The sequence below is a fragment of the Legionella stuttgartensis genome (assembly GCF_977063405.2).
In genome coordinates, this window is record NZ_CDRUHA020000082.1 from 63,162 (window position 1) to 87,915 (window position 24,754).

Genomic DNA, 24,754 nt, shown 5'->3' on the forward strand with positions numbered 1-24,754 from the left:
GGAAAAAGATGCAAAACATCCTTCAAAAGAATGGAATATTGAACATACTGTGTCACTCATAGAAAAATATGAGCGCAAACACTTAGACACTGTGAGTATTAATCCTAAAGTAGCAGCGGATAAAAAAGAACAATTAAAACAATTAAAAAGTAAAATTCGTGCCACTCTTTCTGATAATTCTTCAGTAAACGATGTACTTAATCAGGCCAAAGATAATCCTATTTATGCTCAACCTCGACTATTTGCTTTACGAAAAGGTGGTAAAACTACAACCCAAGAGTTCATGGATGCATTACCGGAACGCATTAATGCAATGTAATAGTTGATTCATAATCCAATGATCCTCCGTGTATCGCCCTATCTTCTATAGATAGGGTGGCTCAACAGCTCTAATATTAGCTATTGGAACTATCGCGTTTCTATGCAAACATAGTCACCTGATATCGAGTTAGTTCGGTTTAACAATTAACCATAACGTTTTACCAATACCATGTTTGGAGTACTATTTTGAAAAAAATTCTGTATCATGCTATTGCTGTATTTTTCCTATTTGCTGGGGTCAGCTTTGCTGAACAACGGAGTGTTGCAATTACCATTGATGACTTACCTCTTATTAAAACACCCTATGAAACTTTTGAAAAAATGGTTAACAGCCTTGTAAAACATCAAGTTCCAGCAATAGGCTTTATGATTGGTAATCGGGTTAATGACGAAACTATAAAACAATTTCAGGTATTTAAACAAAATGGATTGGAATTAGGAAACCACAGTTACGCCCATTTGAAATTAAAACGGGTTTCTTATGACGATTACATTAACGATCTCATTAAGGCTGATAAAGTCCTTGCCCCATTTATGTCACAGCCAAAATATTTTCGTTACCCCTATCTTTCGGAAGGCAAATTTTGGAAAAAAAGTGTTATTCGCCACTATTTAAGTAAAAATGATTACACTATTGCTCCAGTGACCATTGATAGTAAGGATTTCGAATTTAATTCGAAATTAATAATGCTATTGAAACAGAATCCAAATGCCTCATTAACTGAGTTTAAACAACGCTATCTTGAATATGTCTGGCAACGCACATTATCGGCCGAAAAAAATACACCCGGAAAACAAATTTTACTCATCCATGCTAATTTGCTGAATGGTTATTTTTTAGATGATTTACTGCACATGTTTGAAGAACATGGCTACCACTTTATTTCACTTAGTGAAGCATTGAAATCGGCATAAAGATGTACGGCTGGGCTCACTGGTCAACTTAAGAGTGTTGCCAGGGTAAAGTGAAGCGAAACCTGGGCCCCTAGCACATCCCGAGTTACGGCTTACGCCTTCATACAGTTGACGAAACTAAAATTTTTGTCATTCCCTCACGGGAATGACTCCATATATTCAACAGCTCTTAGTTACTTTGTAGTAGCAGTTCTTTGGCATGGGAGCGAGTTTGCTCTGTTATTTTCAACCCCCCCAACATGCGTGCTATTTCATCAATTTTTTCGGTAGATTGCAGTAACGAAATATGGGTAAACGTCTCTTTATTATCACTTCGCTTTTCAACCATAAAATGGTTATGAGCGGCAGCAGCAACCTGAGGTTGGTGTGTCACACAAAATACTTGCAAACGCTCACCTAATTTACGCAGCATTTGCCCAACTAAAGCAGCGGTAGCCCCACCAATACCAACATCAACTTCATCGAATAATAAGGTAGGGGTAGTACCTTGTTGGGCAGTAATCATTTGGATGGATAAACTAATTCGCGAAAGCTCACCACCTGATGCCACTTTACTTAATGAATCCAGCTCCATCCCCGGGTTAGTACACACCTTGTATTCCACTTTATCCAGGCCATGGAGTTGCATTTTTTCTAAAGGAGATAGTTCAATTTCCACCCGGCCTTTAGGCATACCAAGCTGTTGGATACTGGCTGTGATTTCTTTCGCCAGTTTTTTTGCCTGTGCTTGCCGCACTTCTCTTAATTTAAATGCAGCTTTTTCATAGGTTGCAACTAATTGACAATGGTCTATTTTTAATTTTGCTAATCTGCTTTCGCCATCTTGCAGCTGATCTAATTCGTTTTGTAAGTTTCGAGCATGCTCATGGAGTTGACTGCTATCAATATGATATTTACGCGCGAGCTGATGTATGGAACTCATACGGGTTTCGATTTCATGTAATCGCTCTGGATCCAGGTAAATACGCTCCGCAAATTGTTGCATCTCATCAATCGCTTCCTCGCACTGAATTAGTGCCCCATTAATCAACTCCACAGTATTTCTGATTTGAGCTTGTTCTTGTGGTAATTGACTCAGGGAGTGCAAAATCTGATTTAAACTGGTACAAATGTTGGGTTCATCCTCAGAATTTAATAATCCATTAATTTGCTGACTTTTTTGCAAATAATCTTTTGCATGATGCAACATTTGATGTTCTTGATATAAAGTCTCAATTTCATTTTCTTGCAAATTCAACGCTGATAACTCATCAATTTGAAACTGTAGTAATGCAATTTTATCTACTTGTTGTTCCTGGCTTTGCAATGCCTCTATTTCTTGATGTATTTTGTGACATTGTTTGTAGAGTTGGGCTACTTCTTCAAGTAATGGATGATTTTTGCCATATTGATCCAACTGCTGACGATGTGTTCCATGGTGCATTAATGTTTGATGCTGATGTTGTCCGTGAATATGGACCAGCTTTTCACTGAGTTCTTTTACTTTTTGTAATGGAAATGGTTGGCCATTAATATAGGATTTGGAACGACCTTCGGCATAAATCACACGCCGCAAATATATTTCACCATCATCACAAGGAATATCGTGTTCAGCAAGCCATTGGGCAGGTTCCGAACCTGGCCCCACAAAAAATCCGGCGGTGATGTCGCATTTTTCCTGGCCAGGTCTAATAACCGAAGCATCTGCTCGATCACCTAAAGCAAGCATCAAAGCATCGATCATAATGGACTTACCTGCTCCTGTTTCACCAGTGAAGGCAGTCATCCCTTGAGTAAAATCCAACTCCAAGTGTTGTACAATTGCAAACTGTTCAATGCACAAAGTGGTGAGCATGTTCAATCCTATCCTTGATGTTTAGATTCCCAACCAAGTTTTGATCGTAATGTATCATAATAATGATAATCAAGAGGGTGTAGCAGACGTAATTGATGATCATTTTTTTGAATAGCAACTTTTTGTCCGGGTTTGACCATTCTTGATTCATGACCATCACAACTCACTCGCAAATCGGCCTCATTAAATTGGCTGATATGCAGTTCAATTTTAGCTTCGCCGTCAATAACCAATGGACGTGAACTCAAACTATGGGAAAACATAGGCACAAGCACGATGGCATTCAATTGTGGATGCATTATTGGACCACCCGCAGATAGCGCGTAGGCAGTAGAACCAGTCGGTGTCGATAGAATCATACCGTCGGAGCGATAATGACTCACCAATTGTTGATTGACATGTACTGAAAATTCAATGAGATGTGTTTCTTGACCACGACCTAATACTACGTCATTGAGTGCATCACCCTCAAAATAAGTATGATGTTCATCGTAAATTCGAGTATGTAAAAGAAAACGCTTTTCTTCTTCATAATCGCCTCGAAGAACTGCACCGAGCTGCTTTTCCAGTTCATGAGGCAAAATGTCGGTAAGGAATCCCAGGCGTCCGCGGTTGATTCCTATTACGGGTGTATCCACTTTAATCGCCATGCGGGCCGCTGACAGCAAACTTCCATCACCCCCGACAACAATGATCAAATCATTTTTTTTCCCCATATCTTCTCTGGGCAACACGGGAATTTTCACATCAAAGCCCGAAGCGGTATCAATGTCTTGATAAATTTGCACGTCTTGCTTTTCCAGAAACTCAATCAAACGGCCTAAACTTTCATTTACCCCTGGATTGGCTCGGTGCTGACGTGCATACAAAACGATCCGTTTAAATTTATTCTTCAATGTTTGCTGTTCTTGATGCTTTTTTTCGTTCATGTTCTTTCAATGATTTTTTTCTTATTCGAATCGAATCAGGAGTAACTTCCACTAATTCATCATCATCAATAAATTCCAATGCCTGCTCCAAAGTTAATTTGACTGCAGGAGTTAATATAATGTTTTCGTCGGAACCTGAAGCACGAATATTAGTTAATTGCTTTTCTTTAGTCACATTCACAACTAAATCATTATCACGGGCATGGATTCCAACAATCATCCCTTCATAACAAACTGTTTGCGGCTCAACAAATAACCTACCACGATCTTGCAGGTTGAACAAAGCAAAAGCACGAGCCATTCCTTGACAATTGGCAATCAAAACGCCATTTGCACGCTTCCCAATTCGTCCTTTAATGGCCGGACCATAATGATCGTAAACATGATACATTAAACCTGTACCGGAGGTAGAAGACAAGAATTCATTATGAAAACCAATAAGGCCTCGGGTAGGAATCATATAGTCAAGGCGTACTCTTCCTTTGCCATCAGGAACCATATTTTGTAGTTCACCACGACGCTCACCCAGCTTTTCCATAATCGAACCCTGGTGATTTTCTTCGACGTCCACAGTCAAATGCTCATAAGGCTCTTGTTGCTCACCATCGACTTCGCGAATAATCACTTCTGGTTTACTAATCGCTAATTCATAGCCTTCACGACGCATCGTCTCGATGAGAATGGATAAATGGAGTTCACCACGACCAGATACACGGAACTTATCAGGATCGTCACAATCCTCAACACGTAAAGCCACATTATGCAATAATTCTGTATCTAAACGCTCACGAATTTTTCGCGAGGTCACAAATTTTCCTTCCTGGCCTGCAAAAGGCGAATCATTCACTTGGAAGGTCATGCTAATTGTTGGCTCATCAACAGAAAGCACCGGTAATGCTTCGACCTGATTAGGATCACAAATCGTGTCAGAAATTTTAATGCCTTCAATACCTGTAATGGCAATAATATTGCCCGCACCGGCCTCTTCAACTTCAGTACGCTCAAGGCCTTTGAAACCTAATAATTGCAATAATCGACCAGCACGAATGTTGCCGTCTTTATCAATAATCTTCACTGCGGATTTTGCTTTAATTTGTCCTCGAGTAATACGACCTATGCCAATCGTACCGACATAAGATGAATAATCGAGAGAACTAATTTGCATTTGGAAAGGACCATTCGCATCCACTTTTGGTGCTTCAACTTCATCAATAATGGTTTGTAATAAAGCACTCATGTCGGTCGCTTCATCTTCCAAATTCAACTTAGCATAACCATTTAATGCAGAAGTATAAACTACAGGAAAATCCAATTGTGCATCTGTTGCACCCAAATTATCAAAAAGATCAAATACTTGATCCATAACCCAATGTGGTCTTGCTCCCGGACGGTCGATTTTATTAATCACTACAATAGGATTTAATCCACGGGCAAACGCTTTTTGAGTCACAAAACGTGTTTGTGGCATAGGTCCGTCAACTGCATCAACCAGCAACAACACACTATCAACCATCGATAAAATACGCTCAACTTCCCCACCAAAATCAGCATGTCCTGGGGTATCAACAATATTAATTTGATGCTCTTTCCAATATACACATGTATTTTTGGCAAGAATGGTAATGCCTCGTTCTTTTTCTAAAGCATTGGAATCCATTACGCGCTCAACTTTAGGCGCTCTCTCATTTAATGTACCTGTTTGTTGCAGTAATTTATCTACTAACGTGGTTTTACCATGGTCAACGTGGGCGATAATAGCAATGTTGCGAATCTGATCAATCATAAATAACCTTTGAAGGAAAAAGCAGAGTATTTGTTCATAGTTTTGACATTATACATCAATAAGCAGCTAAAACCTATCAGCTTCTTGTATTTTAGTATAGCAAACTCAAATTCCCCCCCCTATTAATTTGTAGCCGGGTGCCGAGTAGCGCAAGTAGGGAATACCTATTGCAACTCAATAACTTGCTTTATAACCTACCAATTTTTTTTTAGCTGCTAAAATAAAAGAGAGGGGTAAAAAATAGGGAGTAATTATGAAACAATTAATTTTACATCCCACTGACATTAGCCAATGGCATGCTTTGGTTAATGAGGCGCAAGCTGCGACACAGCTTATGCTCACTGAAAATACTGAAAGTTATTTGGTATTTTTATTAATGCGTTTTTCTCAAGGACCTAAACTCATCGAATCCATTGTTGCACTCGATTTTCTTGAATCCATAAATAGGCCCAAAACCCTGCAAATGGAATTACTACGCGATGTAGGGGATAAAAGCCTACTCTGTTGCGGTCTATTTCCCGGAATTGCAAAAAGGAGACACGTCAGTCTTGAGTATTTTTCGGAAATGGGACAAGCCGCCTATTTGACTATTGGTGAGTTAGAAGGGAAACACTCAACGGATCTATACACTCAACTCAGCGAGCAATTTATTAGATTACAACATGTACTGCAAGCCATGCGTGGGGAATGTGTGGAGCTCATTCAAGCGGATAAAGGAATGCTATCTTCAATAAAATTTACTTTACAATAATTGAATTCGTAGCCTAAGGCAGCCCGGGTTGTAGAGAATAATTCTACTTGGGGTACGACTTCACACCCAGGCCACCCATCATCATCCCTTATGAAATAACATCGCTACATCAATGGGATCAAACGTATATTTTTTATTGCAAAAATCACATCGAATCGCCACTTCACCTTCTTCTTGTAACAATGCTTTTGCATCGTCCTCACCTAAAACGGCCAATACCTGTTTCATTTTCTCCAGACTGCACCGACACTTGAATTGAGTTTTACGGCTATCAAATATCCTCAACTCCGTTTCATGATAAAGACGATAAAGTAATGTCTCATTATCCAATGTAAGTAATTCATGCTCACTCACTGTTTGGCCTAATTGCACTGCATATTCCCAGAATTGCTCTCTTTGTACGGTATCTTCACCCGGCATTAACTGCAGCAACATCCCAGCTGCGGCATTATCATTCACGGCCAACCAAACTCGTGTGGATACTTGCTCGGATTGAGCAAAATAACTCATTAAATTTTCGCTCATGGAGGTTGACTGAATGGGAACCATACTTTGATAGGAGCTTGTTTGATTGTATTGATTAATGGTGATTACCATCTGGCCTTCAAGGAAAGCTGTGGCATATTCCTTGGTTTCCAAATGCTCAATAAATTGGGCAAAAGCCCTCACATTAAACTCATGGTCACACTGAACCAATAATAAAGGAAGCCGCTTATCTCCCTGAAATTGTAGATTTAAACTGCCCTGAAACTTAATACTGGATGCTAACAGAAGACAAGAAACAATCGCTTCTCCTAACAAATTTTTAACCATGGGTGGATAATCCCGCTGGCTCATAATATTTTGGTACGTATTTTCAATATGAACAATTTCACCACGAATATTGGCATGTTCAAAAATAAAGCGTTGAAGCGTGTCGGATTCTTTCATAATGGGCTCAAATAAAATTACGGCAAACGAGGGTCAGCTATACAATATTCTAGATTGAATCACCCTCTTTATTTTTAATCATCGAAGCACAGCATACATACACGGTATGAGAGTGTGAGAGCACAAAAAATAAGGGATGCGCCAAAATAGGGAGTGAAACTGACCCTAAATAAAATCTCGTGACTGTGCAAAGTATATCATAATTTTTTTGTATTTTTTCCTGGAGAAAAAATGATTTTGAACTATGCTTTTAAAACCTCCCTCCGAAAATATTAAAGGATTAATCATGAGAGATAAAAATATTCTAGCCCCTTTATTTAAAACGATTGATAAAGTCGTTTTTGGTATCGAAGAACCTAAGGAACCAGAAACTAAACCTGAATTCATTGAAATTGATACTGAAGAAGAATTTGACGTCGAACGCTCTATAAATTAGTAGTTGATTCACAATGCCTAAGCGGGCAATAATCGCTCTTTTTTGAGCGAGTCCTTTTAAGATGTTGAATAGCCAACAAATGGCAGCGGTACGCTATATAGATGGACCTTTATTAGTTCTTGCTGGAGCTGGAAGCGGTAAAACACGAGTAATAACGCAAAAAATCGGCTATTTAATTAACACATGTGGCTACGCCGCCAATACAATATGTGCCGTAACTTTTACGAACAAAACAGCCAATGAAATGCGTGCTCGCGTTGCCGCCGTTCTGCCCGCAGCGAATCGTCGCGGTTTAAAAATAGCAACGTTCCATACTTTGGGATTAAGCATTCTCAAACGTGATTATGCCTTATGTGAACTGAAAAAAGGATTTTCTATTTTTGACAGCGAAGATTGTTTGCAAATCTTACGCAGTTTTTTACCCGCAAATAAAGCAACCGAACGAGAATTCATTTTCCAAATCCAACAGCAAATTTCGCGCTGGAAAAACGACCTTCTTACGCCAGACCAGGTTATCAAAAACAGTCCGGACACCCCTTTTTATGAAGAAGCCGCTCTATTGTACCCCCGTTATCAGCAGGCGCTTAAGGCATATAATGCCGTTGATTTTGACGATTTAATTCGTCTCCCTGTCAGTCTTCTTAATGAGCATTCTTCCGTATTAGATTTTTGGCAAAACAAAATCCGCCATTTACTGGTGGATGAATACCAAGACTCAAATACAAGCCAATACCTTTTGGTAAAAAAATTAACTGGAATCCAAGCCCGCTTTACGGTGGTAGGCGATGATGATCAATCAATTTACGCCTGGCGAGGTGCTAAACCTGAAAATTTGAAACAATTGCAGCATGATTATCCGCAATTAAAAATAATAAAGTTAGAACAAAATTACCGCTCGACCAATATTATTTTACACACGGCCAACCATCTTATCGCTAATAACCAACACCTATTTGAAAAAAAACTATGGAGTGAACTTGGTCATGGTGAACTCTTAAGAGTGATCCGTTGCAAAGATGAGAATGACGAAGCAGAACAGGTAGTTGCTGATTTAATAAGCCACAAACTACGAACCAGAACGGAATATGGAGATTATGCAATTTTATATCGTGGCAATCATCAGTCACGTGTATTTGAAAAAGTACTCCGCCATTATAGTATTCCTTATACTATTAGTGGAGGACAATCATGGTTCGCCAAAGCAGAAGTTAAAGACGTGTTTGCCTACCTAAAACTTTTGTGCAATGAAGCTGATGACGCTGCTTTTTTAAGAGTAATTAACACCCCAAAGCGTGGCATTGGCGAAACCAGTCTTGATTCACTGGGGCACTATGCACAAAGCCGAGGGATTAGTCTTTATGCCTCCGCAGACCATCTTGCGCTTAGTGAACATGTTGCAGAAAAGCCTCGAGCGGCATTACAAGTTTTTAAATCATGGATTGAAGAAACAAAAAAACGATTAACCATGGGCTCGATTATAGAGCACTTAAAACAGATGGTAGAAGACAGCGGTTATGAAGCCCATATCTATGAACAATGTGATACTCCTGCAAAAGCACAAAAAAAGATGGACAATGTCTGGGAACTAATAGAGTGGGTCGGGCGTTTATTAGCAAAAAAACCCGAGCAAACATTAGCCGAGGCGATTAATAAATTAATTTTGATCGATATTCTTGAACAAGCAGATGAGCAGGATAACGAAACCTTGCAGCTAATGACCTTACACGCATCCAAGGGCTTGGAATTTCCTTACGTTTATCTGGTCGGCATGGAAGAAGAATTATTGCCGCATCGGGTAAGTATTGATGAAGACCAAATTGAAGAAGAAAGACGCTTAGCATATGTAGGCATTACCCGTGCCCAAAAGGGATTATGTTTTACCTTAGCCAAACAAAGACGTCGTGCGGGCGAATTACAAGATTGCTTACCCAGCCGCTTCCTGGAGGAACTACCCCCAGAACATTTGGAATGGTTTGGTAAAAATGTGGAACGTTCTGAAGAACAATCAAAAAATTTGGCCAAATCTCATTTAGCCGGATTAAAAAATTTGTTAGGTGAGTCCTGATTTGTATTTATAGAATCAGTGACGAGTAACCTAGAATAGTTATCCTTGAAATTTGATCTTCTTGTCCGCAAGATCTAGGAATGAACTAAATCACTTGATCCCGCGGACAAGCCGCGGGACGTTGGAAGAAAGTTAAGAAACCTTAATTTAAAAATGCTGCGGCGCCCACTCCAACGCTACCATTGACTCATCCCTATTTGCTATACTGAACTTATGAAAAAAAATATCATCTTGTTCATTATTTCGTTTGCTATGTTTATGGAAGCGGTTGATACCACCATTATTAACACCGCAATTCCAGTGATGGCGCAGAGTTTAAATGTCAATCCCATTGACTTGAAATTAGCACTAATCAGTTACCTTTTGAGCTTAGCAATCTTTATTCCGATTAGTGGTTGGATTGCCGATAAATTTGGTATGAAAACTGTTTTTATCGCAGCCATCGCTGTATTCACTTTAAGTTCAATTTGGTGCGGGTTTACTAATAACTTAGGACAATTAATCTGTGCACGAATCCTTCAAGGCTTGGGGGGTTCTCTCACCATCCCTATTGGCCGACTCATTATTTTACGAACTTGTGAACGACATGAATTAATCGCCAAAATGAGTATCGTGGTGATGGTTGCCTCATTGGGCATGATGCTTGGACCATTGTTAGGCGGAATTATTACTTATCGCTTTTCTTGGCGTTGGATTTTTTGGGTTAATATTCCTTTCGGAGTACTTGCTGTAATTTTATCAAGCAAATTATTACCCTCTATGCCCCCTCGCCCAGTTCCTCCACTTGATAAACTAGGCTTTATTCTTTTTGGCAGTGGATTAGCTACCTTAACCTTTGGTTTATCCATGGTTAGTGAGTCAACTGCTTCAACCGTAGAAATCTTTACTGCCTTCATGATTTCATTTCTTTTATTGGGTGGATATACCAAACACTCCTATAAAAGAAAGCACCCTATCGTTAAAGTAGAGCTCTTACGTACCCGTACATTTTGTATTTCGGTTGTGGGCAATATATTAGCTCGCCTGGGTTTTGGCGGCGTCCCCTTTTTATTGCCTTTGCTGTTACAAATTGGACTCGGCTATTCGCCCCGCCTATCTGGCCTGCTGCTCGCGCCGATCGCTTTGGGCGTTTTATTAGTAAAACCTTTATCCTTTTCTATACTACGGTGGTTTGGTTATAAAAATTTATTAATTTTAAATACCATCCTTGTGAGTCTTTCTCTTTGGTCTTTTTTCTCCATCAATCAACATTCATCCACATACAGCATCGCATTTTTAACTTTTCTATATGGATTTCTTATTGCACTACAGTATACGGGCATGAATTCTTTGGCCTATGCCAACATTACTGAAAACAATATGAGTGCCGCAACCAGTATTATGAGCACCATTCAACAATTAGCCCAAAGTTTCGGTGTTGCCATATCAGCAATCTTACTTGGTATTTTTACCTCTATGTATTCTGTAGATAATGCGCTATCCGTTGAGATATTCCATGATACGTTTCTTATGCTAGGAGCTCTTACTTTTTGTTCAGGAATTATTTTTACTTTTCTAAAAAAAGAAGATGGTCTTGAGCTCATTGAAATCCCTGGACAATGAGTCCTTCTAATTACTTTAATAAGTTCTGCAAATCCACTGACTCACAACAAAAGGCTAAAAGATTCCAAAGTATTAGAATTTTTAGTCAAAATGCTCTATGATGTGGTAGCATTATTTGCTGTTTTTGCATTAAATGTAAAAAAATTTAAAAATATTTAATAAAAAAACAGCACAATTAATAAAATAATGCTACAATGTCCTGGTAACAATTTAGGAAATTAACATGTCAGAAAAAATTCGCGGTACAGTAAAGTGGTTTAATGAGTCCAAAGGTTTCGGTTTTTTAGAAAGTGGCGGTAAAGATTATTTTGTGCATTTCAGTGCAATTCTAGGCACCGGGTTTAAAACTCTTGCTGAAGGTGCAACAGTAATGTTCAAGCCAAGCAACGGACAAAAAGGTCCTCAAGCTGAAGAAGTTGAAGTAGTCTAATTCATTTACTGAAACTCCCTATTCACTTAAATATGAGAATATTTTAGAGGATAGGGAGTTTTTTATTTAAAATTTACCCCATTAAGTCAAACTCCCCCGATAATCAATATCTTTGCCCAATATTTTTTGCTGGTTTTTCACTCACTATGATACACTCTCGCAAAAATTGTGTGATTTATTATGTCCTTATATTCTCAACTTTGTACCCTGATTGATGCACAAGAACCCAATCAATTAGTGGAGTTTTTATCTGAAAATCCTCACCTCGACTTAAACCATATAACCCCAACAGGTTGTTCTGCTTTATGGTTTGCAATGTACCCTAAAGAAAATAAACAACCATCTGAAGAAATCATTAGACTTCTTATTGAAAGCAAACGCGTTGATACAAGTCAAATGCTGTATGCTCAAACTATTCGCCATGTAGCCAAAGGTTCAATTCTTGAAACAATTGAAAACTTAGGAAATCCCTGGCAAGCATCCGAACAGCCATTAGAAAGTAATGCCGAACCCGTAAGCAACGTCATGAAAGAATACCAGACATTTAGTGCCCAGGTTCTAAAAAATTTGATGCAAGAGAATATCGTTTTATTTAATAAATATCTTTATTTTTATCAACTTAAAGGAACACCTTTAGGAGAGGAAGAGACAGCCCCTGTCGATGAAAAATTGAAGGAATGGGTAACCGAACAACATGAGATTTTTAAAAAAAGTTACCCTTTTAATGATAATCTGCCCTTTGGTCCTGAGAAAGGTTTAAGTGATGCATTATTTCCCTCACTTAAAGCATTAAGTGCTCTGGCGAAATCGTTACAAAAAGGTGCAATATCCTACTATAGTTGTTTGTTACAATATGAAAAACAACCCTATATCGATCTCTTTCATTATCAATCAATCGATGATTTGATCGAAATCATCTGCAATCAATTAAAAAATAAACTCGCCACAAAGCAATACTTGGCAGTATTACAAGACTATCCGTTGATTTATGAGTATATAGAACCGTTTTTAGAAACAGAAAGAAAGGATTTTTTAATAAAACTTTGGGCCGAAACGCTCACTCTTGTAAAAGAAATTCAAGAAATTAATAGTGAGTATGCTTTTCTAAATATTTTGGGAGCCGAATTTTTGGCCCTATGCCCAACCTTGCAGCAATGGTTCATGCATCTTAATAGAGAAGAACGGTATCAATTCCTTAATGATTATGTGCTTAAAATTGGAAGACTGCAGAAAAAAGAACTCATTAATTTTGCATGTTATTGGAGCATCGCAAATCAACATCTTACGCATTTTGATTTGCAGTTACCGATTCAATTGCACCATCTGGATTTGCGTGGACTTGATCTCTCAACTCTTGATTTAACTCATATTGAATTAAGTCATTGTGATTTACGTATAACTAATATCGCTGACAATCCTACGCTCAAAGAGTCTCATCTTGCCAACAGCAATCTGATAGAAGATGAACTTTGGGTGTATGCGTGCTTGCAGCAAAAAATGCCCCTTATTCATTATTTTTTAAACAAAAATCATAACGACGCCTTTCTTACCACCCCCCTTGGCGATTCAAGATCTCCACTATTAATTCGCTTAGCCGCGGCGGGGTGTACTGAAAGTATAAAAGCAATTTTAGCGAAAAATAACTCGCTTGCCGTATTAAATGCTGAAAACGAGGAGCATGAAACCGCCTTGATGGCAGCTGTTCGTGAACACCAAGCTTCAGCGGTAGCAGCCCTACTTGCAGTCGACCACAATCCTGAAACAATTAAACCAAACCTATGTCCTGCATTTGATTATGCACTACAACTTGGTAATCAAGACGTGATTCGTGAATTTTATCGAATCAACATGATTTATCCGAATTCATACAGCCAACTCTATCAGGCTGAAGATGACGACCTAAGCAATGCAAAACGCTTACTGCTTGACTATACTAAGAACGACCATTTACTTTTACGCTGGTTGCATGGGCATTTTATGCGAAATCATGTAGCCAAGGTGACTGCAATAATAAAAAAAATCAGTGATAATGAAATTACCAATATCAATGAGTTATTAAATGAGTTAAAAACCATCGAACTGGTCCGACACGATGGATCATTGGCCCGCAGAATTATGTTTATTGAAGAAAGTAACAAGCTCATTCCTGAAGAATCTTCTTGTTTAATAAGAAGTTGGGGTTGTTTTTGATAATCAATCAGGTATAGCCTAAGTAAGGCTGAACATACAAGGAGTCGTAAATATGAGTAAAAAAATCGCAGTTATTGTAGGAAGCTTGCGCAAAGAATCCTACAATAGAAAAATGGCAAAAGTACTTATTTCTCTGGCACCTAAATCTCTAAACCTTCAAATTGTTGAAATTGGTGATTTGCCCCTATATAACCAAGATCTAGATGACGAAAACAGACCGCCCGTAGCTTGGGTCCAATTTCGTGAACAAATGAAAACCTACCAAGGTGTGCTCTTTGTTACCCCAGAATACAACCGCTCTGTTCCTGGAGTGCTTAAAAATGCAATTGATGTGGGTTCTCGACCCTACGGTAAAAGCATTTGGAGCAAACTCCCTGGCGCAGTGATAAGTGTTTCTCCAGGTGCGATTGGAGGATTTGGCGCCAACAATCATTTAAGACAATCATTTGTCTTTTTAGACATTCCAACCCTTCAGCAGCCTGAAACCTATATAGGAATGGCTGGAGATTTGTTTGATGCGCAAGGAAATATTACCAAGGAAGACACTCAAAAGTTTTTGCACAAATTTATGGAAGCTTATGCCAATTGGGTTGAACTCAATACCAAAGGTTAATACACAAGAAATTGTAGTCCTGGTTAAAACACGAAATTTTGGCAGCGAGTTATCCCTGCCAACGTGTTATTCCTACATCAATATTAAACAGATCAAGTATTCGACCTACGCTGTAATTAATAATGTCATCAATTGTTTCTGGTTTGGTATAGAACGCAGGCGTTGCTGGACACATAATCGCGCCCTGTTGGGTCAAAGAGACCATATTTTGTAAATGCCCCAAATGTAATGGTGATTCACGAGGCATGAGTACTAATCTTCTACGTTCTTTTAAAGTCACATCTGCTGCCCGACCAATAAGATTATCACTCGTTCCATGCGCAATTTCTGCCAAAGTTTTCATCGAACAAGGAGCAATGATCATTCCCATGGTCTGAAAAGAACCACTGGCAATACTTGCACCGACATCATTCCACGAATGATAAACATCAGCTAATGCCTTTACCTCGGTAAGTGACAAGTTGCTTTCATATTTACGCGTCAGTTGGGCTGATTTACTCACGATCAAATGAGTTTCAATTGATGTAGGGCGTAATAGTTCTAAAAGGCGTATTCCATAAATCATGCCTGAGGCACCAGTAATTCCAATAATTATTCGCGGTGTGCTCATAAATAGTTCCTCGTAATTGAATCCTATTAGGTTCTCAGACATAAAAATAGTATAATTATTTCACATAATAGAATCTTCACAAAGTAAAATAAGTGGAAAATACTGGCATAAAGAGGTACATTGCAGGGACTCTATTCTTTTTGGTGTATTTACTACAGATAACGGAGCAGGCATATAATCCATGACGAATAATTATGAAGAGTTTGAGCAACGCAAACAAGATCACATCAAATTAGCCTTAATGCCTGAAAATCAAACCGCAGAACTCAGTACTTTCGAACGCATCAATCTAATCCATGACGCCCTTCCTGATTTAAATTTTGATGAAATCAGTATTAAAAGTTCCCGATTTGGCCAAGCAGTAGAAAAACCCTTTCTCATTAGTTCCATGACAGCAGGCCATCGCCGAGCAAAGCACATCAATCACAACCTCATTGAAGCCTGTGCGTTGAATGGTTGGGCTATGGGAGTAGGCTCACAAAGACGAGAACTCACGGATCCCAAAGCAGCTTTTGAATGGCACGGTTTACGCCGGGATTTTCCTCAAGTCCACTTATACAGCAATCTAGGAATCGCCCAATTAATCACCACATCACTATGTGATATTCAACGCTTAACTGATGCTTTGCAAGCGAATGGATTAATTATTCACTGCAACCCCTTACAAGAGTGCATGCAACCTGAAGGAACAACAACCTATAAAGGAGGCTGGCAAGCCTTAGCTGAATTAGTTAAAAAACTACCTTTACCCATTATCGTTAAAGAAACTGGTTGTGGATTTTCTCAGGCCACGATGACCCGTTTGAATGATATTGGCATTGCCGCAATTGATGTAGGAGGCTTGGGAGGAACTCACTGGGGACGAATTGAAGGACATAGAGCAATCCATGACCCTATTCGCCAACAAGCAGCGATTACATTTCGTAACTGGGGAATTGATACTGTAACCTCTGTTAAACAAGCTGCCGCCCTAAAACCTACTTTCGAAATTTGGGGTTCAGGCGGTGTTACAAACGGCTTAAACGCTGCCAAGCTTTTTGCACTGGGCGCCTCAACCGTGGGTTACGCAAGACCCTTGCTTGAAGCCGCATTGGAATCTTCGGAACAGGTTAGTCTATGCATGCAGACAATTGAGTATGAATTAAAAGTTGCAATGTTTTGTACTGGGAGTAAGAATTTAAGTGATTTGCCCCAAAAATTGGGTTAATACAGTGATTTATATTCCCCTTTACAAAATTTAGCTCTGCTATTAAAGACAGGAACTCGTGCGCATGTCATTCGGAGAGGCCTGAATCACGTCCTCCTGAGGAGTGTACGATGGATCTCCTGATTGTCGGATTAATTTTATTCTAAAGCTCATACGCTACTAATGATTGCATACTTCAGATCTATGTTCTTCATGACAATAAGTCTTCCTTAATCTCTAAAATTTTGACCTGCTCTGAGGCATATATATCGTAAAATTGCCGGCTGGCAATCTTCGTGTAATGAACCCCTTCTAAATAATTATTTAAAACCTCAGGAGGAAATCGCCAAAGTTTCGAAAAATCAAATACATAGTTGGGCGTCCTAATTTTTTCTCCAAAATGATTTTGACCAGGAGCAGAATATAATACATATTCCCCAGGCTTTAGTTGCGTTGGAAATAAATAACCCGCAGAAAATAAACCAAAATAAACGAATCCTTTGGCAAAAGGAACATCCAATACGTGCAGATCCTTTTGTAGTTCAGTAACAATTGTATAACACTTAGGGGTTACATACAGACCACTGAAAGGACCCGGCACATCCACTTTTATCGAATTTTTATAGAGCGCGACCCCGGTATAATTTGCTCCATAAATAAAATTCCATTGAAAAAAAGCAAGCTCCATGAGTCCAAAAATTAAGACCGCTCTTGTTGCAAAATAGTGTAATGAATTTACGGCATTGAAATATTTTTGGAAAATAAAAAAGATAAATAAATAGGTTAATAGAGTAGCAGGGAAAAAACCTATAATCCAATTCATATCAAGCATGTGTGCCGTTACACTAGTTAAAATACCGGCTGCTAAAGAAGGGAGTCCAACAAAGAAGAATAATTTTCTAGCTTCTACATCTTTTCTTAAAAAGATTAAAAAGATAGGGAAACTCAAAAATCCCGTGTAGTTTAGAACAAAAAATGTATCCGTATGGATAGCGTGTTGAATATTAACTTTAAATAAAGGAATTACGAGGATACTGAAAAAACACGTTAATAAAATGAACCAATATTTTCTACCCATATAAGCAATAAATAAGATACTTAACGCAATCAGAAAACTGATTAAATACTTAGAAATTATTCGATGAGTCAACTCGAGAGATTTATCAAATATATTTTGGTTAGAAGATAAACTAAGACGATGTAGAAAATCTAAAAAATTATGCAGATCTTGGGTTGAAACCTCAAAATGATAAAAAATAATCCAAGCCATTGCCAAGCCTGCAAGACTAGAAATCAAAAAATGAAAAAGGAAAATTTTTTTTGAATGCTGACTGAACAAGCAGAAAATCAGATAAAAAGGAATAAGGAAAAAAAGAAATGTAGGATAAGCCATACAGAGAATGAGATTAAGTAATGAGAAAACGACTAAATGGCTTTTTCTTATGGGCTCAATAAATTGAAAACTAAAAAATTGAAAAAGAATATTTGCCCATAGCAGCGTAGCCAAGGTATCGTAATGAAAATTATTTATACCAAAAGGATGAAATATACTCATCCCAAAAAAGATAAAAAACGATAAAATAAGGGGTAAGGTTTTTCTTATTAGTATGAAAGTATAAGCACTAGTAAAGAATACAAAAACAATATAGCTATGCCTTAAAAACAAAATAAGTTCATTATTTCCATGATGCAACCATAAACTTAATTTTACTAAAGGATATAACAGTAATCCAAAGGGAATAAATGCAGAGAAATCATCAATAAAAGGACGTTGACCTTTAATAAAACGAAGTGATGTGGCTATAGGCAGACTTTCATCGCTTAGAGGTCCTACAAAATAACTAATAAAAATGAGCAATGCGCAAAAAAATAAACCGGTAACGAGTATCAAGTAATAATCCATAGTTAATTTTTTTTGCATTGGTTCTCCTTACAATGTCTCCTCTCCCACACTTGAGTGTGTATCATATAATTGACACATCTCAAAGAAAAGCGATTTTCTTTTTTGTTCATAGAGACGAATACTACTGAATGAACTTCATTAATAATTGCCTATAAAATAGGCTCGTGTTAAATTACTACAACAAAAATGCACTGACTTCTAAATTAACTCAGATTATTTATCTTGTTATTATTTTGGAATGTATAAATTGATCCAAAGGTATTTCTCATGGAACTCTATCAAATAGATTGAATGCCTTTTAAGCTACTGAATTTCAATTACAGGATGTAGAGAGAAAATGAAAGGAATCGTTTTAGCTGGCGGTAGTGGAACCCGTTTATACCCTTTAACTAAAAGTGTATCCAAGCATTTGCTACCTGTTTATGATAAGCCTTTGATCTATTACCCTTTATCAGTTCTCATGCTTGCGGGACTTAGGGATATTCTCATCATTTCTACTCCCCAGGACATTCAAAATTATATGAATTTATTAGGCGATGGAGCTGATTTTGGCATCCGTTTACAGTATGAAGTCCAGCCTAAACCTGAAGGCATAGCTCAGGCATTTATAATTGGTGAAGATTTTATTGGCAATGATGGGGTTTGCCTCATTTTAGGCGACAATATTTTTTGGGGCCAGGGATTTACTTCAAAACTCAAAGAAGTAGCCTCACGCACCATAGGCGCAACGGTATTTGGGTATCAAGTTAATGATCCGAGCCGCTTTGGTGTTGTAGAGTTTGATGAAGACTTAAAAGTAAAATCGATAGAAGAAAAACCAGAATATCCCAAATCACATTTTGCTGTCACTGGATTATATTTTTATGATAATAATGTGATACAAGTCGCTCATGATGTACGACCTTCTCTTCGCGGGGAACTAGAAATTACCAGCATTAATCAAACTTATCTTGAGCGTAATATGCTGAATGTTGAGTTGCTTGGTCGTGGTTTTGCCTGGCTCGATACAGGCACTCATGATAGTCTTCTTGAGGCTGCCTCATTTGTAGAAACAATTGAAAAAAGACAAGGATTTAAGGTTGCATGCCTTGAAGAAATTGCGTGGAGAAACGGTTGGTTAAACGATCAAGAAATCTCCAAAGCTGCTTTTGCTTTATCAAAAAATAGTTATGGAGAATATCTCTTCTCTTTGTTAAGAGAGCCTTAGATGATCCAAAAAATTAATCTAAATTGGATTGTTTTTTGCACTATTTTTTTGATTTTGCTCACGTGGCTTTTTCTTCACTTCATATTTTGAGCTTTGATATTATGGACTATCCAGAGTTAAACAAGAGCGTACGATTGCCAAAAAAAATTGCTATTCTGCAATCTAATTATATCCCTTGGAAAGGGTATTTTGACATGATTGCTGCTGTTGATGAGCTCATTCTTTTTGACGATATGCAATTTACTCGACGTGATTGGCGGAACCGTAATCAGATCAAAACATCACAAGGTCCCCAGTGGTTAACTGTTCCTGTGAAAGTTAAAGGCAAATATTTTCAAACCATTCGGGAAACTGAAATTGATGGTAATGATTGGGCACCAAATCATTGGAAATCATTAATGCAAAACTATAAGCGGGCACCTTATTTTGATGAAATTGCTGCTTGGCTTGAACCTCTTTACTTAAGCAACTCATATACGCATCTTTCGGTATTAAACCACCAATTTATAAAAGCCTTATGCCATTATCTAGGGATAACAACCGTTATTAGCAATTCATGGGATTATAATATAGTAGAAGGGAAAACGGAGCGATTAGTCAATTTATGCCTGCAAGCGGGAGCTGCTGAATATATTTCAGGACCCGCCGCCATGAATTACATCGAAGAAGATGTGTTCACTGCACAAAACATTAAACTTACTTGGTTTGACTACTCTGATTATGATGAATATCCTCAATTATGGGGTGACTTTATCCATCAAGTGAGCATCCTCGATCTGCTATTTAACTGTGGTAAAAATTCATCAACTTACATGAAGCATTTAAAAACATGAAACTTTCAATTGTTACTACCCTCTATAAATCTGAGGCATTTATTCATGAATTTTATCAAAGAGTATCGCATATCGCGCAGAAATTCGCGGATGATGATTATGAAATTATTTTTGTAAATGATGGCTCACCTGATAAAAGCTTGGAACAAACAGTACTACTTTCAGAGCGTGATAATCATGTGGTCGTTGTCGATCTTTCACGTAATTTTGGCCATCATAAGGCCATGAGAGCCGGACTGGAATACTCCAAAGGAGACTATGTTTTTCTAATTGATAGTGATTTGGAAGAGGAACCCGAGTGGCTAATCCCGTTTTCTGAACAAATGTCAGTTGCACAATCTGATGTAGTTTATGGTGTGCAGGAACATCGTAAAGGGGGTTGGTTTGAACGGTGGAGTGGGGAAATTTATTATGTATTCTTAAATTGGTTAATCAATATTGATCATCCTAAGAATATAACCACCGCTCGGTTAATGACAAGACGATATGTGAACGCTTTGTTAAGTCATAAGGAAATCGAATCCGTTATTTCCTGTTTATGGGTTATCACTGGATTCAAGCAGTGTGCTTATACAGTAAATAAACATACAAAGAGCACGACCACCTACAGCTTTTTTAAAAAAATTAATCATATGATCAATGCAGTCACTTCTTTTAGTGCAACACCGCTGCATATGATTTTCCTATGCGGTATTTTCGTTTTTTTCGGAGCTATTTGTTACGCATCCTTTCTGATTATCGAACGTTTTTTGATGGCAACTCCTCTGAATGGTTGGACCTCCATCATGGTTTCCATTTGGTTATTAGGGGGGATGATTATCTCGTTTATAGGAGTAATAGGAATTTATTTGGCGAAGATATTTTCTGAAACCAAACAACGCCCTTATGTAATTATTAGGAATATATATGGAAAAAGTGATTGAGGATATTAATACAAAATATGAACGGTATTACGCGAGCAGAAGCAGTTTAAAAGTTTATCCAACTGAGTTTGTGGTGAGGACCATGCTCGCGAATTACCCGGGTTTAAATTTTATAAAACCAGTACCAGGAAATAAAATTCTAGACGTTGGTTTTGGCGATGGAAGAAACACTACTCTTCTTTGTGATCTCGGATTAAATGTGAGTGGCATCGAAATAACCCAAGGAATTGTCGAGCAAACGCAAGCCAGACTAGCAAAAATGGGATATAACCCCGATTTGCGTGTTGGCAGAAATTCCTGTATTCCGTTTGCTGATGCTGAATTTGATTATATTTTAGCATGCCACTGTTGTTATTATTGTGATGAAAATCAAACTCTGCTCGATAATCTTAATGAATATTCTAGAGTATTAAAGAAAGATGGTTATCTAATAGCATCTGTTGCCAATAAGGCCTCTTATATCTTTGATAATGCTCAAGAACTTGAAGATGGAACATTAACTATTGCCCAGGATCCTTATAACAATCGCAATGGGTATCGATTACAAGCTTTTGCAAATAAACATGAAATTGAAGCCTATTTCGCCCCCTTATTTAAAAACTTCTCTTTCGGCTCTGCTGATAATGATTATTATGGGATTACTGAACGTGTATTTTGGGTAGTATGTCAAAAGAGGTAATAAATGAAAAAAAATTTCCACTATTGCTGTCCTGAGTTTCAATGTGAGCGTGCGATTCTATCCAGTCAAAACGATGGATTACATTGTCCTAATGGGCATTTTTTCCCGTATATTCAAAATACAGATGCACCTATTTTTGCGTGTGATGCAGATAATGCAAATGATTACTCCCAAAATGATGCAGTAACGATTCATGACAATTCGTTCCAGTGGGTTTTTCAAACTTTTGGGACAGATGAGTCAACTTTAAGAAAAAATTTGGTTTCTCGTTTGAATTTGTCACCAGGCCAGACCATTCTTGTGACTGGAGCAGGCTCTGGTAATGATATTCCCTTTCTTGCCAAAAACCTTAGTGGAAAAGGAACAATTTATGCGCAAGATATTTCCAAACAAATGCTCATTGCAGGCATAGAAAAATACAGCTCAAGCCTCAATGAGTTTGGTGTGGAAGTATTTTTCTCAGCAAGTGATGCGACGAACCTCCCTTTTGAAGATAATTTTTTTGATGCGGCTTATCACTTTGGCGGCCTCAATTTATTCTCTGATATTCAAAAAGGGATTTCGGAAATGGACCGAGTGGTTAAGCCTGGTGGACAAGTACTCATTTGTGATGAAGGAATAGCTCCTTGGCTTAAGAAAACCGAGCTTGGAAAGATGCTCATTAAAAATAATCCACTGTATGCCTATGAAGCCCCTTTGGCTCTTATTCCCCCCAATGCCAGAGCTGCTAAATTATCATGGGAGCTTAGTCATTGCTTTTATGTCATTGAGTTTACGGTGGCAGATACTCCACTCCCCATTAATATCGATGTCCCTCATATGGGTAAAAGAGGGGGTAGTATTCGATCACGCTACCTGGGACAGCTTGAAGGTGTGGACCCAGTTTTAAAAGATAAAGTGTATGCGATGGCAGAAAAACTCGGCATAAGCAGAGTGGAATATTTAGAACAATTACTTAAAGCGGGTTGTGAGTTGTAAATTGATTTTGGAGAAAAAATGAAGGATCGTCTCAAACATGCAATACCATTTAATTGGCAAAAAACAGGATTAGTTTTTCAACCAAATATGCCAGGTTATACTCATGGATCACATCCTTGTGCAATTCACTACAAAGACGACATTTTTATCATTGCATTTACATGTCGTGATTCAAAAAGCCGCTCAAATATTTTCTTATCTTATGCAACTGTGTCAGATGGACACATGTCGCTTATCGGCACACCTAAATTAGCCCTGACTCCTGGAGCCCCCTGTTACTTCGACTGCGATGGAGTAATCAGTGTTTGTTTTGTGACTAATAAGGACCAACATTATTTATATTATGTAGGATGGCAAAACCTTCCAGAAGAATTATGGATTTGTGATACAGGCAGAGCAATTCTAAATAAAGAGAATCTCACCCTAGAGAAAGAATTCTTAGGGCCTGTTTTAGGCCGAGATAAACATAACCCTCTTTTTGCAGCAGCAACCGCCTTCCATATCACAGGAGATATTTGGCATACCTGGTATAACTCCGGCATTAAATGGGAAAAATTGGAAAATGGGTGGCACCATCATTATGGTATCCATCATGCTCAATCGCACAATGGCATCGACTGGGTTTGTGACCCAGGAATGTGTATTCCATTTGCAGATGAATATGAGTATGCTTTTGGCCGCCCCAGCGTTTATTACAACGAGGGAATCTATTACATGTGGTTTGCTCATCGCGCCACAAAAGATATTGCGACTTATCGAATCGGTTTTGCTTCATCCTCTGACGGATTGAAATGGAACCGTAACGATAATTTAGCAGGTATTGATGTATCCTCTGATGGCTGGGATAGCGAAATGATTTGTTATCCTTATATTTTTGAGCATCGAGATCAGCTCTATATGCTTTATAATGGCAATGATTACGGAAGAACCGGGTTTGGCCTGGCGGTACTGGAGGATCTACAGTGAAAAAAATTATTTTTGCTGGTAATGCAATTACAGCTAACATTCTGCATGGTTACCTGTCACAAGATGCACGCTATGAAATTGTAGGGCTTACAGTCGATGATGAGTTCATTGAAAGTAATGGAGTTCATGGAATTCCCTCAATCCCTTTATCTAATCTTGCTTCTGCTTATAACCCGCAAGACCACTCTGTCATCATGGCTATGGGATATAACGACATTAATCGTAGTCGTGAGTCAATGTTTCATCGTCTTAAAGCAATGGGCTATCGAATCGAGTCTTATATTCATCCGGATGCTAAAGTTTATACCCAGCAACCTATTGGAGAAGGATGTATTATTTTACCCTCAGCGGTTATAGAACCCCACGTCAAAGTAGGAGCAAATAGTATGATCTGGGCTAATGTAACTCTGGCTCATCATTCCAGCATAGATGAGCATTGTTGGGTTGCATCTGGAGCGGTGATTTCTGGGCAAGCCCAAGTGAAACGCAATACATTCATAGGAGTTAATGCAACGATTGTTAATGAAATAGTGGTTGATGAGTACTGCATTATTGGTGCTGGGGCTTTAATAACCAAAAATACAAAACCATCAAGTGTTCATTTAGCACGTTCTGGTGAGGAACTCCGCTACTCGTCCCAGGACTATGTGAAATTTTTTGGAGTTTAAAA

22 protein-coding genes are annotated in these 24,754 nt (G+C 38.3%); 16 read left to right on the plus strand and 6 right to left on the minus strand.

Annotation, left to right across the window (positions count from 1 at the left end; translation table 11 throughout):
- Nucleotides 1–507 precede the first annotated feature (507 nt).
- Nucleotides 508–1,236 carry a polysaccharide deacetylase family protein gene (locus ACWTEW_RS28160; RefSeq protein ID WP_454781336.1) on the plus strand — a complete coding sequence of 243 codons (729 nt, stop codon included), beginning with the start codon at nt 508–510 and terminating at the stop codon, nt 1,234–1,236.
- A 169-nt stretch (nt 1,237–1,405) separates the two neighbouring features.
- Here the strand turns inward: ACWTEW_RS28160 and recN are convergent, their stop codons facing one another.
- Genes recN through typA form a run of 3 tightly spaced genes read right to left on the minus strand, consistent with a single transcriptional unit; the run spans nt 1,406 to nt 5,782 of the window.
- Entirely contained in the window at nt 1,406–3,070 is a 1,665-nt protein-coding gene (recN, locus tag ACWTEW_RS28165) for a DNA repair protein RecN (protein ID WP_454781337.1), read from the minus strand.
- Between the two features lie 8 nt (nt 3,071–3,078).
- The gene (locus ACWTEW_RS28170) at nt 3,079–3,966 is read right to left on the minus strand and encodes an NAD(+) kinase (RefSeq protein WP_454781703.1); all 888 of its coding nucleotides are present in this window, start codon (nt 3,964–3,966) and stop codon (nt 3,079–3,081) included.
- Nucleotides 3,956–5,782 (minus strand): translational GTPase TypA, encoded by a 1,827-nt coding sequence (typA, locus tag ACWTEW_RS28175; protein WP_454781338.1) that lies wholly within the window; start codon nt 5,780–5,782, stop codon nt 3,956–3,958. The genes ACWTEW_RS28170 and typA overlap by 11 nt, the downstream gene beginning before the upstream one ends.
- Nucleotides 5,783–6,035: 253 nt before the next feature.
- Here typA and ACWTEW_RS28180 point away from each other — a divergent pair, with 253 nt between their 5' ends.
- A complete protein-coding gene (locus ACWTEW_RS28180; RefSeq protein ID WP_454781339.1) occupies nt 6,036–6,533 on the plus strand; it encodes a hypothetical protein in 498 nt (165 codons plus the stop codon).
- An 81-nt stretch (nt 6,534–6,614) separates the two neighbouring features.
- Here ACWTEW_RS28180 and hslO read toward each other — a convergent pair whose 3' ends face one another.
- Nucleotides 6,615–7,463, minus strand: a complete 849-nt coding sequence (gene hslO / locus ACWTEW_RS28185; RefSeq protein ID WP_454781340.1) for an Hsp33 family molecular chaperone HslO — start codon at nt 7,461–7,463, stop codon at nt 6,615–6,617.
- Nucleotides 7,464–7,749: 286 nt separating this feature from the next.
- Here hslO and ACWTEW_RS28190 point away from each other — a divergent pair, with 286 nt between their 5' ends.
- The 6 genes from ACWTEW_RS28190 (at nt 7,750) to ACWTEW_RS28215 (ending at nt 14,799) form a co-directional block, all read left to right on the plus strand.
- Nucleotides 7,750–7,899, plus strand: a complete 150-nt coding sequence (locus ACWTEW_RS28190) for a hypothetical protein (RefSeq protein ID WP_454781341.1) — start codon at nt 7,750–7,752, stop codon at nt 7,897–7,899.
- Nucleotides 7,900–7,960: 61 nt separating this feature from the next.
- Complete coding sequence (locus ACWTEW_RS28195) at nt 7,961–9,964, plus strand: UvrD-helicase domain-containing protein (protein ID WP_454781342.1); 2,004 nt, start codon at nt 7,961–7,963, stop codon at nt 9,962–9,964.
- 213 nt (nt 9,965–10,177) lie between these two features.
- On the plus strand, nt 10,178–11,566 hold the full coding sequence (locus tag ACWTEW_RS28200; protein ID WP_454781343.1) for a DHA2 family efflux MFS transporter permease subunit: 1,389 nt from the start codon (nt 10,178–10,180) through the stop codon (nt 11,564–11,566).
- A gap of 223 nt (nt 11,567–11,789) precedes the next feature.
- Nucleotides 11,790–11,996, plus strand: coding sequence for a cold-shock protein (locus tag ACWTEW_RS28205; protein WP_131778180.1), 207 nt, complete (start codon nt 11,790–11,792; stop codon nt 11,994–11,996).
- Between the two features lie 180 nt (nt 11,997–12,176).
- Nucleotides 12,177–14,186, plus strand: a complete 2,010-nt coding sequence (locus ACWTEW_RS28210) for a DUF5617 domain-containing protein (protein WP_454781344.1) — start codon at nt 12,177–12,179, stop codon at nt 14,184–14,186.
- Between the two features lie 52 nt (nt 14,187–14,238).
- A complete protein-coding gene (locus ACWTEW_RS28215) occupies nt 14,239–14,799 on the plus strand; it encodes an NADPH-dependent FMN reductase (protein ID WP_454781345.1) in 561 nt (186 codons plus the stop codon).
- A 49-nt stretch (nt 14,800–14,848) separates the two neighbouring features.
- Here the strand turns inward: ACWTEW_RS28215 and ACWTEW_RS28220 are convergent, their stop codons facing one another.
- On the minus strand, nt 14,849–15,409 hold the full coding sequence (locus ACWTEW_RS28220) for a UbiX family flavin prenyltransferase (protein WP_454781346.1): 561 nt from the start codon (nt 15,407–15,409) through the stop codon (nt 14,849–14,851).
- A 181-nt stretch (nt 15,410–15,590) separates the two neighbouring features.
- On the opposite strand from ACWTEW_RS28220, the gene fni reads away from it, so the two are divergent.
- Nucleotides 15,591–16,616: a type 2 isopentenyl-diphosphate Delta-isomerase gene (fni, locus tag ACWTEW_RS28225; RefSeq protein ID WP_454781347.1), complete on the plus strand. Its 1,026-nt coding sequence runs from the start codon at nt 15,591–15,593 to the stop codon at nt 16,614–16,616.
- 190 nt (nt 16,617–16,806) lie between these two features.
- On the opposite strand, the gene ACWTEW_RS28230 is transcribed toward fni, so the two are convergent.
- Entirely contained in the window at nt 16,807–18,516 is a 1,710-nt protein-coding gene (locus ACWTEW_RS28230) for a hypothetical protein (protein ID WP_454781348.1), read from the minus strand.
- Between the two features lie 319 nt (nt 18,517–18,835).
- On the opposite strand from ACWTEW_RS28230, the gene rfbA reads away from it, so the two are divergent.
- From rfbA to ACWTEW_RS28265, 7 genes are read left to right on the plus strand one after another with little or no spacing between them, the layout of a single operon-like run.
- Nucleotides 18,836–19,705, plus strand: a complete 870-nt coding sequence (gene rfbA, locus ACWTEW_RS28235; protein WP_454781349.1) for a glucose-1-phosphate thymidylyltransferase RfbA — start codon at nt 18,836–18,838, stop codon at nt 19,703–19,705.
- A gap of 35 nt (nt 19,706–19,740) precedes the next feature.
- The gene (locus ACWTEW_RS28240) at nt 19,741–20,538 is read left to right on the plus strand and encodes a WbqC family protein (RefSeq protein ID WP_454781350.1); all 798 of its coding nucleotides are present in this window, start codon (nt 19,741–19,743) and stop codon (nt 20,536–20,538) included.
- Nucleotides 20,535–21,461, plus strand: a complete 927-nt coding sequence (locus ACWTEW_RS28245) for a glycosyltransferase family 2 protein (protein ID WP_454781351.1) — start codon at nt 20,535–20,537, stop codon at nt 21,459–21,461. The genes ACWTEW_RS28240 and ACWTEW_RS28245 overlap by 4 nt, the downstream gene beginning before the upstream one ends.
- Nucleotides 21,445–22,140, plus strand: a complete 696-nt coding sequence (locus ACWTEW_RS28250) for a class I SAM-dependent methyltransferase (RefSeq protein WP_454781352.1) — start codon at nt 21,445–21,447, stop codon at nt 22,138–22,140. The genes ACWTEW_RS28245 and ACWTEW_RS28250 overlap by 17 nt, the downstream gene beginning before the upstream one ends.
- A 3-nt stretch (nt 22,141–22,143) precedes the next feature.
- Nucleotides 22,144–23,118: a class I SAM-dependent methyltransferase gene (locus tag ACWTEW_RS28255; protein ID WP_454781353.1), complete on the plus strand. Its 975-nt coding sequence runs from the start codon at nt 22,144–22,146 to the stop codon at nt 23,116–23,118.
- Nucleotides 23,119–23,136: 18 nt separating this feature from the next.
- Entirely contained in the window at nt 23,137–24,084 is a 948-nt protein-coding gene (locus ACWTEW_RS28260) for a glycoside hydrolase family protein (protein WP_454781354.1), read from the plus strand.
- A complete protein-coding gene (locus ACWTEW_RS28265) occupies nt 24,081–24,752 on the plus strand; it encodes an acetyltransferase (protein ID WP_454781355.1) in 672 nt (223 codons plus the stop codon). The genes ACWTEW_RS28260 and ACWTEW_RS28265 overlap by 4 nt, the downstream gene beginning before the upstream one ends.
- The last annotated feature ends 2 nt before the right edge of the window (nt 24,753–24,754 follow it).

Bases quoted from the DNA above. Each gene is read 5' to 3' on its own strand.
- ACWTEW_RS28190 (WP_454781341.1), top strand. From the start codon at position 7,750: ATGAGAGATAAAAATATTCTAGCCCCTTTATTTAAAACGATTGATAAA.
- ACWTEW_RS28250 (WP_454781352.1), top strand. From the start codon at position 21,445: ATGGAAAAAGTGATTGAGGATATTAATACAAAATATGAACGGTATTAC.
- ACWTEW_RS28180 (WP_454781339.1), top strand. From the start codon at position 6,036: ATGAAACAATTAATTTTACATCCCACTGACATTAGCCAATGGCATGCT.
- fni (WP_454781347.1), top strand. From the start codon at position 15,591: ATGACGAATAATTATGAAGAGTTTGAGCAACGCAAACAAGATCACATC.
- ACWTEW_RS28215 (WP_454781345.1), top strand. From the start codon at position 14,239: ATGAGTAAAAAAATCGCAGTTATTGTAGGAAGCTTGCGCAAAGAATCC.
- ACWTEW_RS28200 (WP_454781343.1), top strand. From the start codon at position 10,178: ATGAAAAAAAATATCATCTTGTTCATTATTTCGTTTGCTATGTTTATG.
- ACWTEW_RS28205 (WP_131778180.1), top strand. From the start codon at position 11,790: ATGTCAGAAAAAATTCGCGGTACAGTAAAGTGGTTTAATGAGTCCAAA.
- ACWTEW_RS28255 (WP_454781353.1), top strand. From the start codon at position 22,144: ATGAAAAAAAATTTCCACTATTGCTGTCCTGAGTTTCAATGTGAGCGT.
- typA (WP_454781338.1), bottom strand. From the start codon at position 5,782: ATGATTGATCAGATTCGCAACATTGCTATTATCGCCCACGTTGACCAT.
- rfbA (WP_454781349.1), top strand. From the start codon at position 18,836: ATGAAAGGAATCGTTTTAGCTGGCGGTAGTGGAACCCGTTTATACCCT.
- ACWTEW_RS28245 (WP_454781351.1), top strand. From the start codon at position 20,535: ATGAAACTTTCAATTGTTACTACCCTCTATAAATCTGAGGCATTTATT.
- ACWTEW_RS28195 (WP_454781342.1), top strand. From the start codon at position 7,961: ATGTTGAATAGCCAACAAATGGCAGCGGTACGCTATATAGATGGACCT.
- ACWTEW_RS28260 (WP_454781354.1), top strand. From the start codon at position 23,137: ATGAAGGATCGTCTCAAACATGCAATACCATTTAATTGGCAAAAAACA.
- recN (WP_454781337.1), bottom strand. From the start codon at position 3,070: ATGCTCACCACTTTGTGCATTGAACAGTTTGCAATTGTACAACACTTG.
- hslO (WP_454781340.1), bottom strand. From the start codon at position 7,463: ATGAAAGAATCCGACACGCTTCAACGCTTTATTTTTGAACATGCCAAT.
- ACWTEW_RS28210 (WP_454781344.1), top strand. From the start codon at position 12,177: ATGTCCTTATATTCTCAACTTTGTACCCTGATTGATGCACAAGAACCC.
- ACWTEW_RS28220 (WP_454781346.1), bottom strand. From the start codon at position 15,409: ATGAGCACACCGCGAATAATTATTGGAATTACTGGTGCCTCAGGCATG.
- ACWTEW_RS28230 (WP_454781348.1), bottom strand. From the start codon at position 18,516: ATGCAAAAAAAATTAACTATGGATTATTACTTGATACTCGTTACCGGT.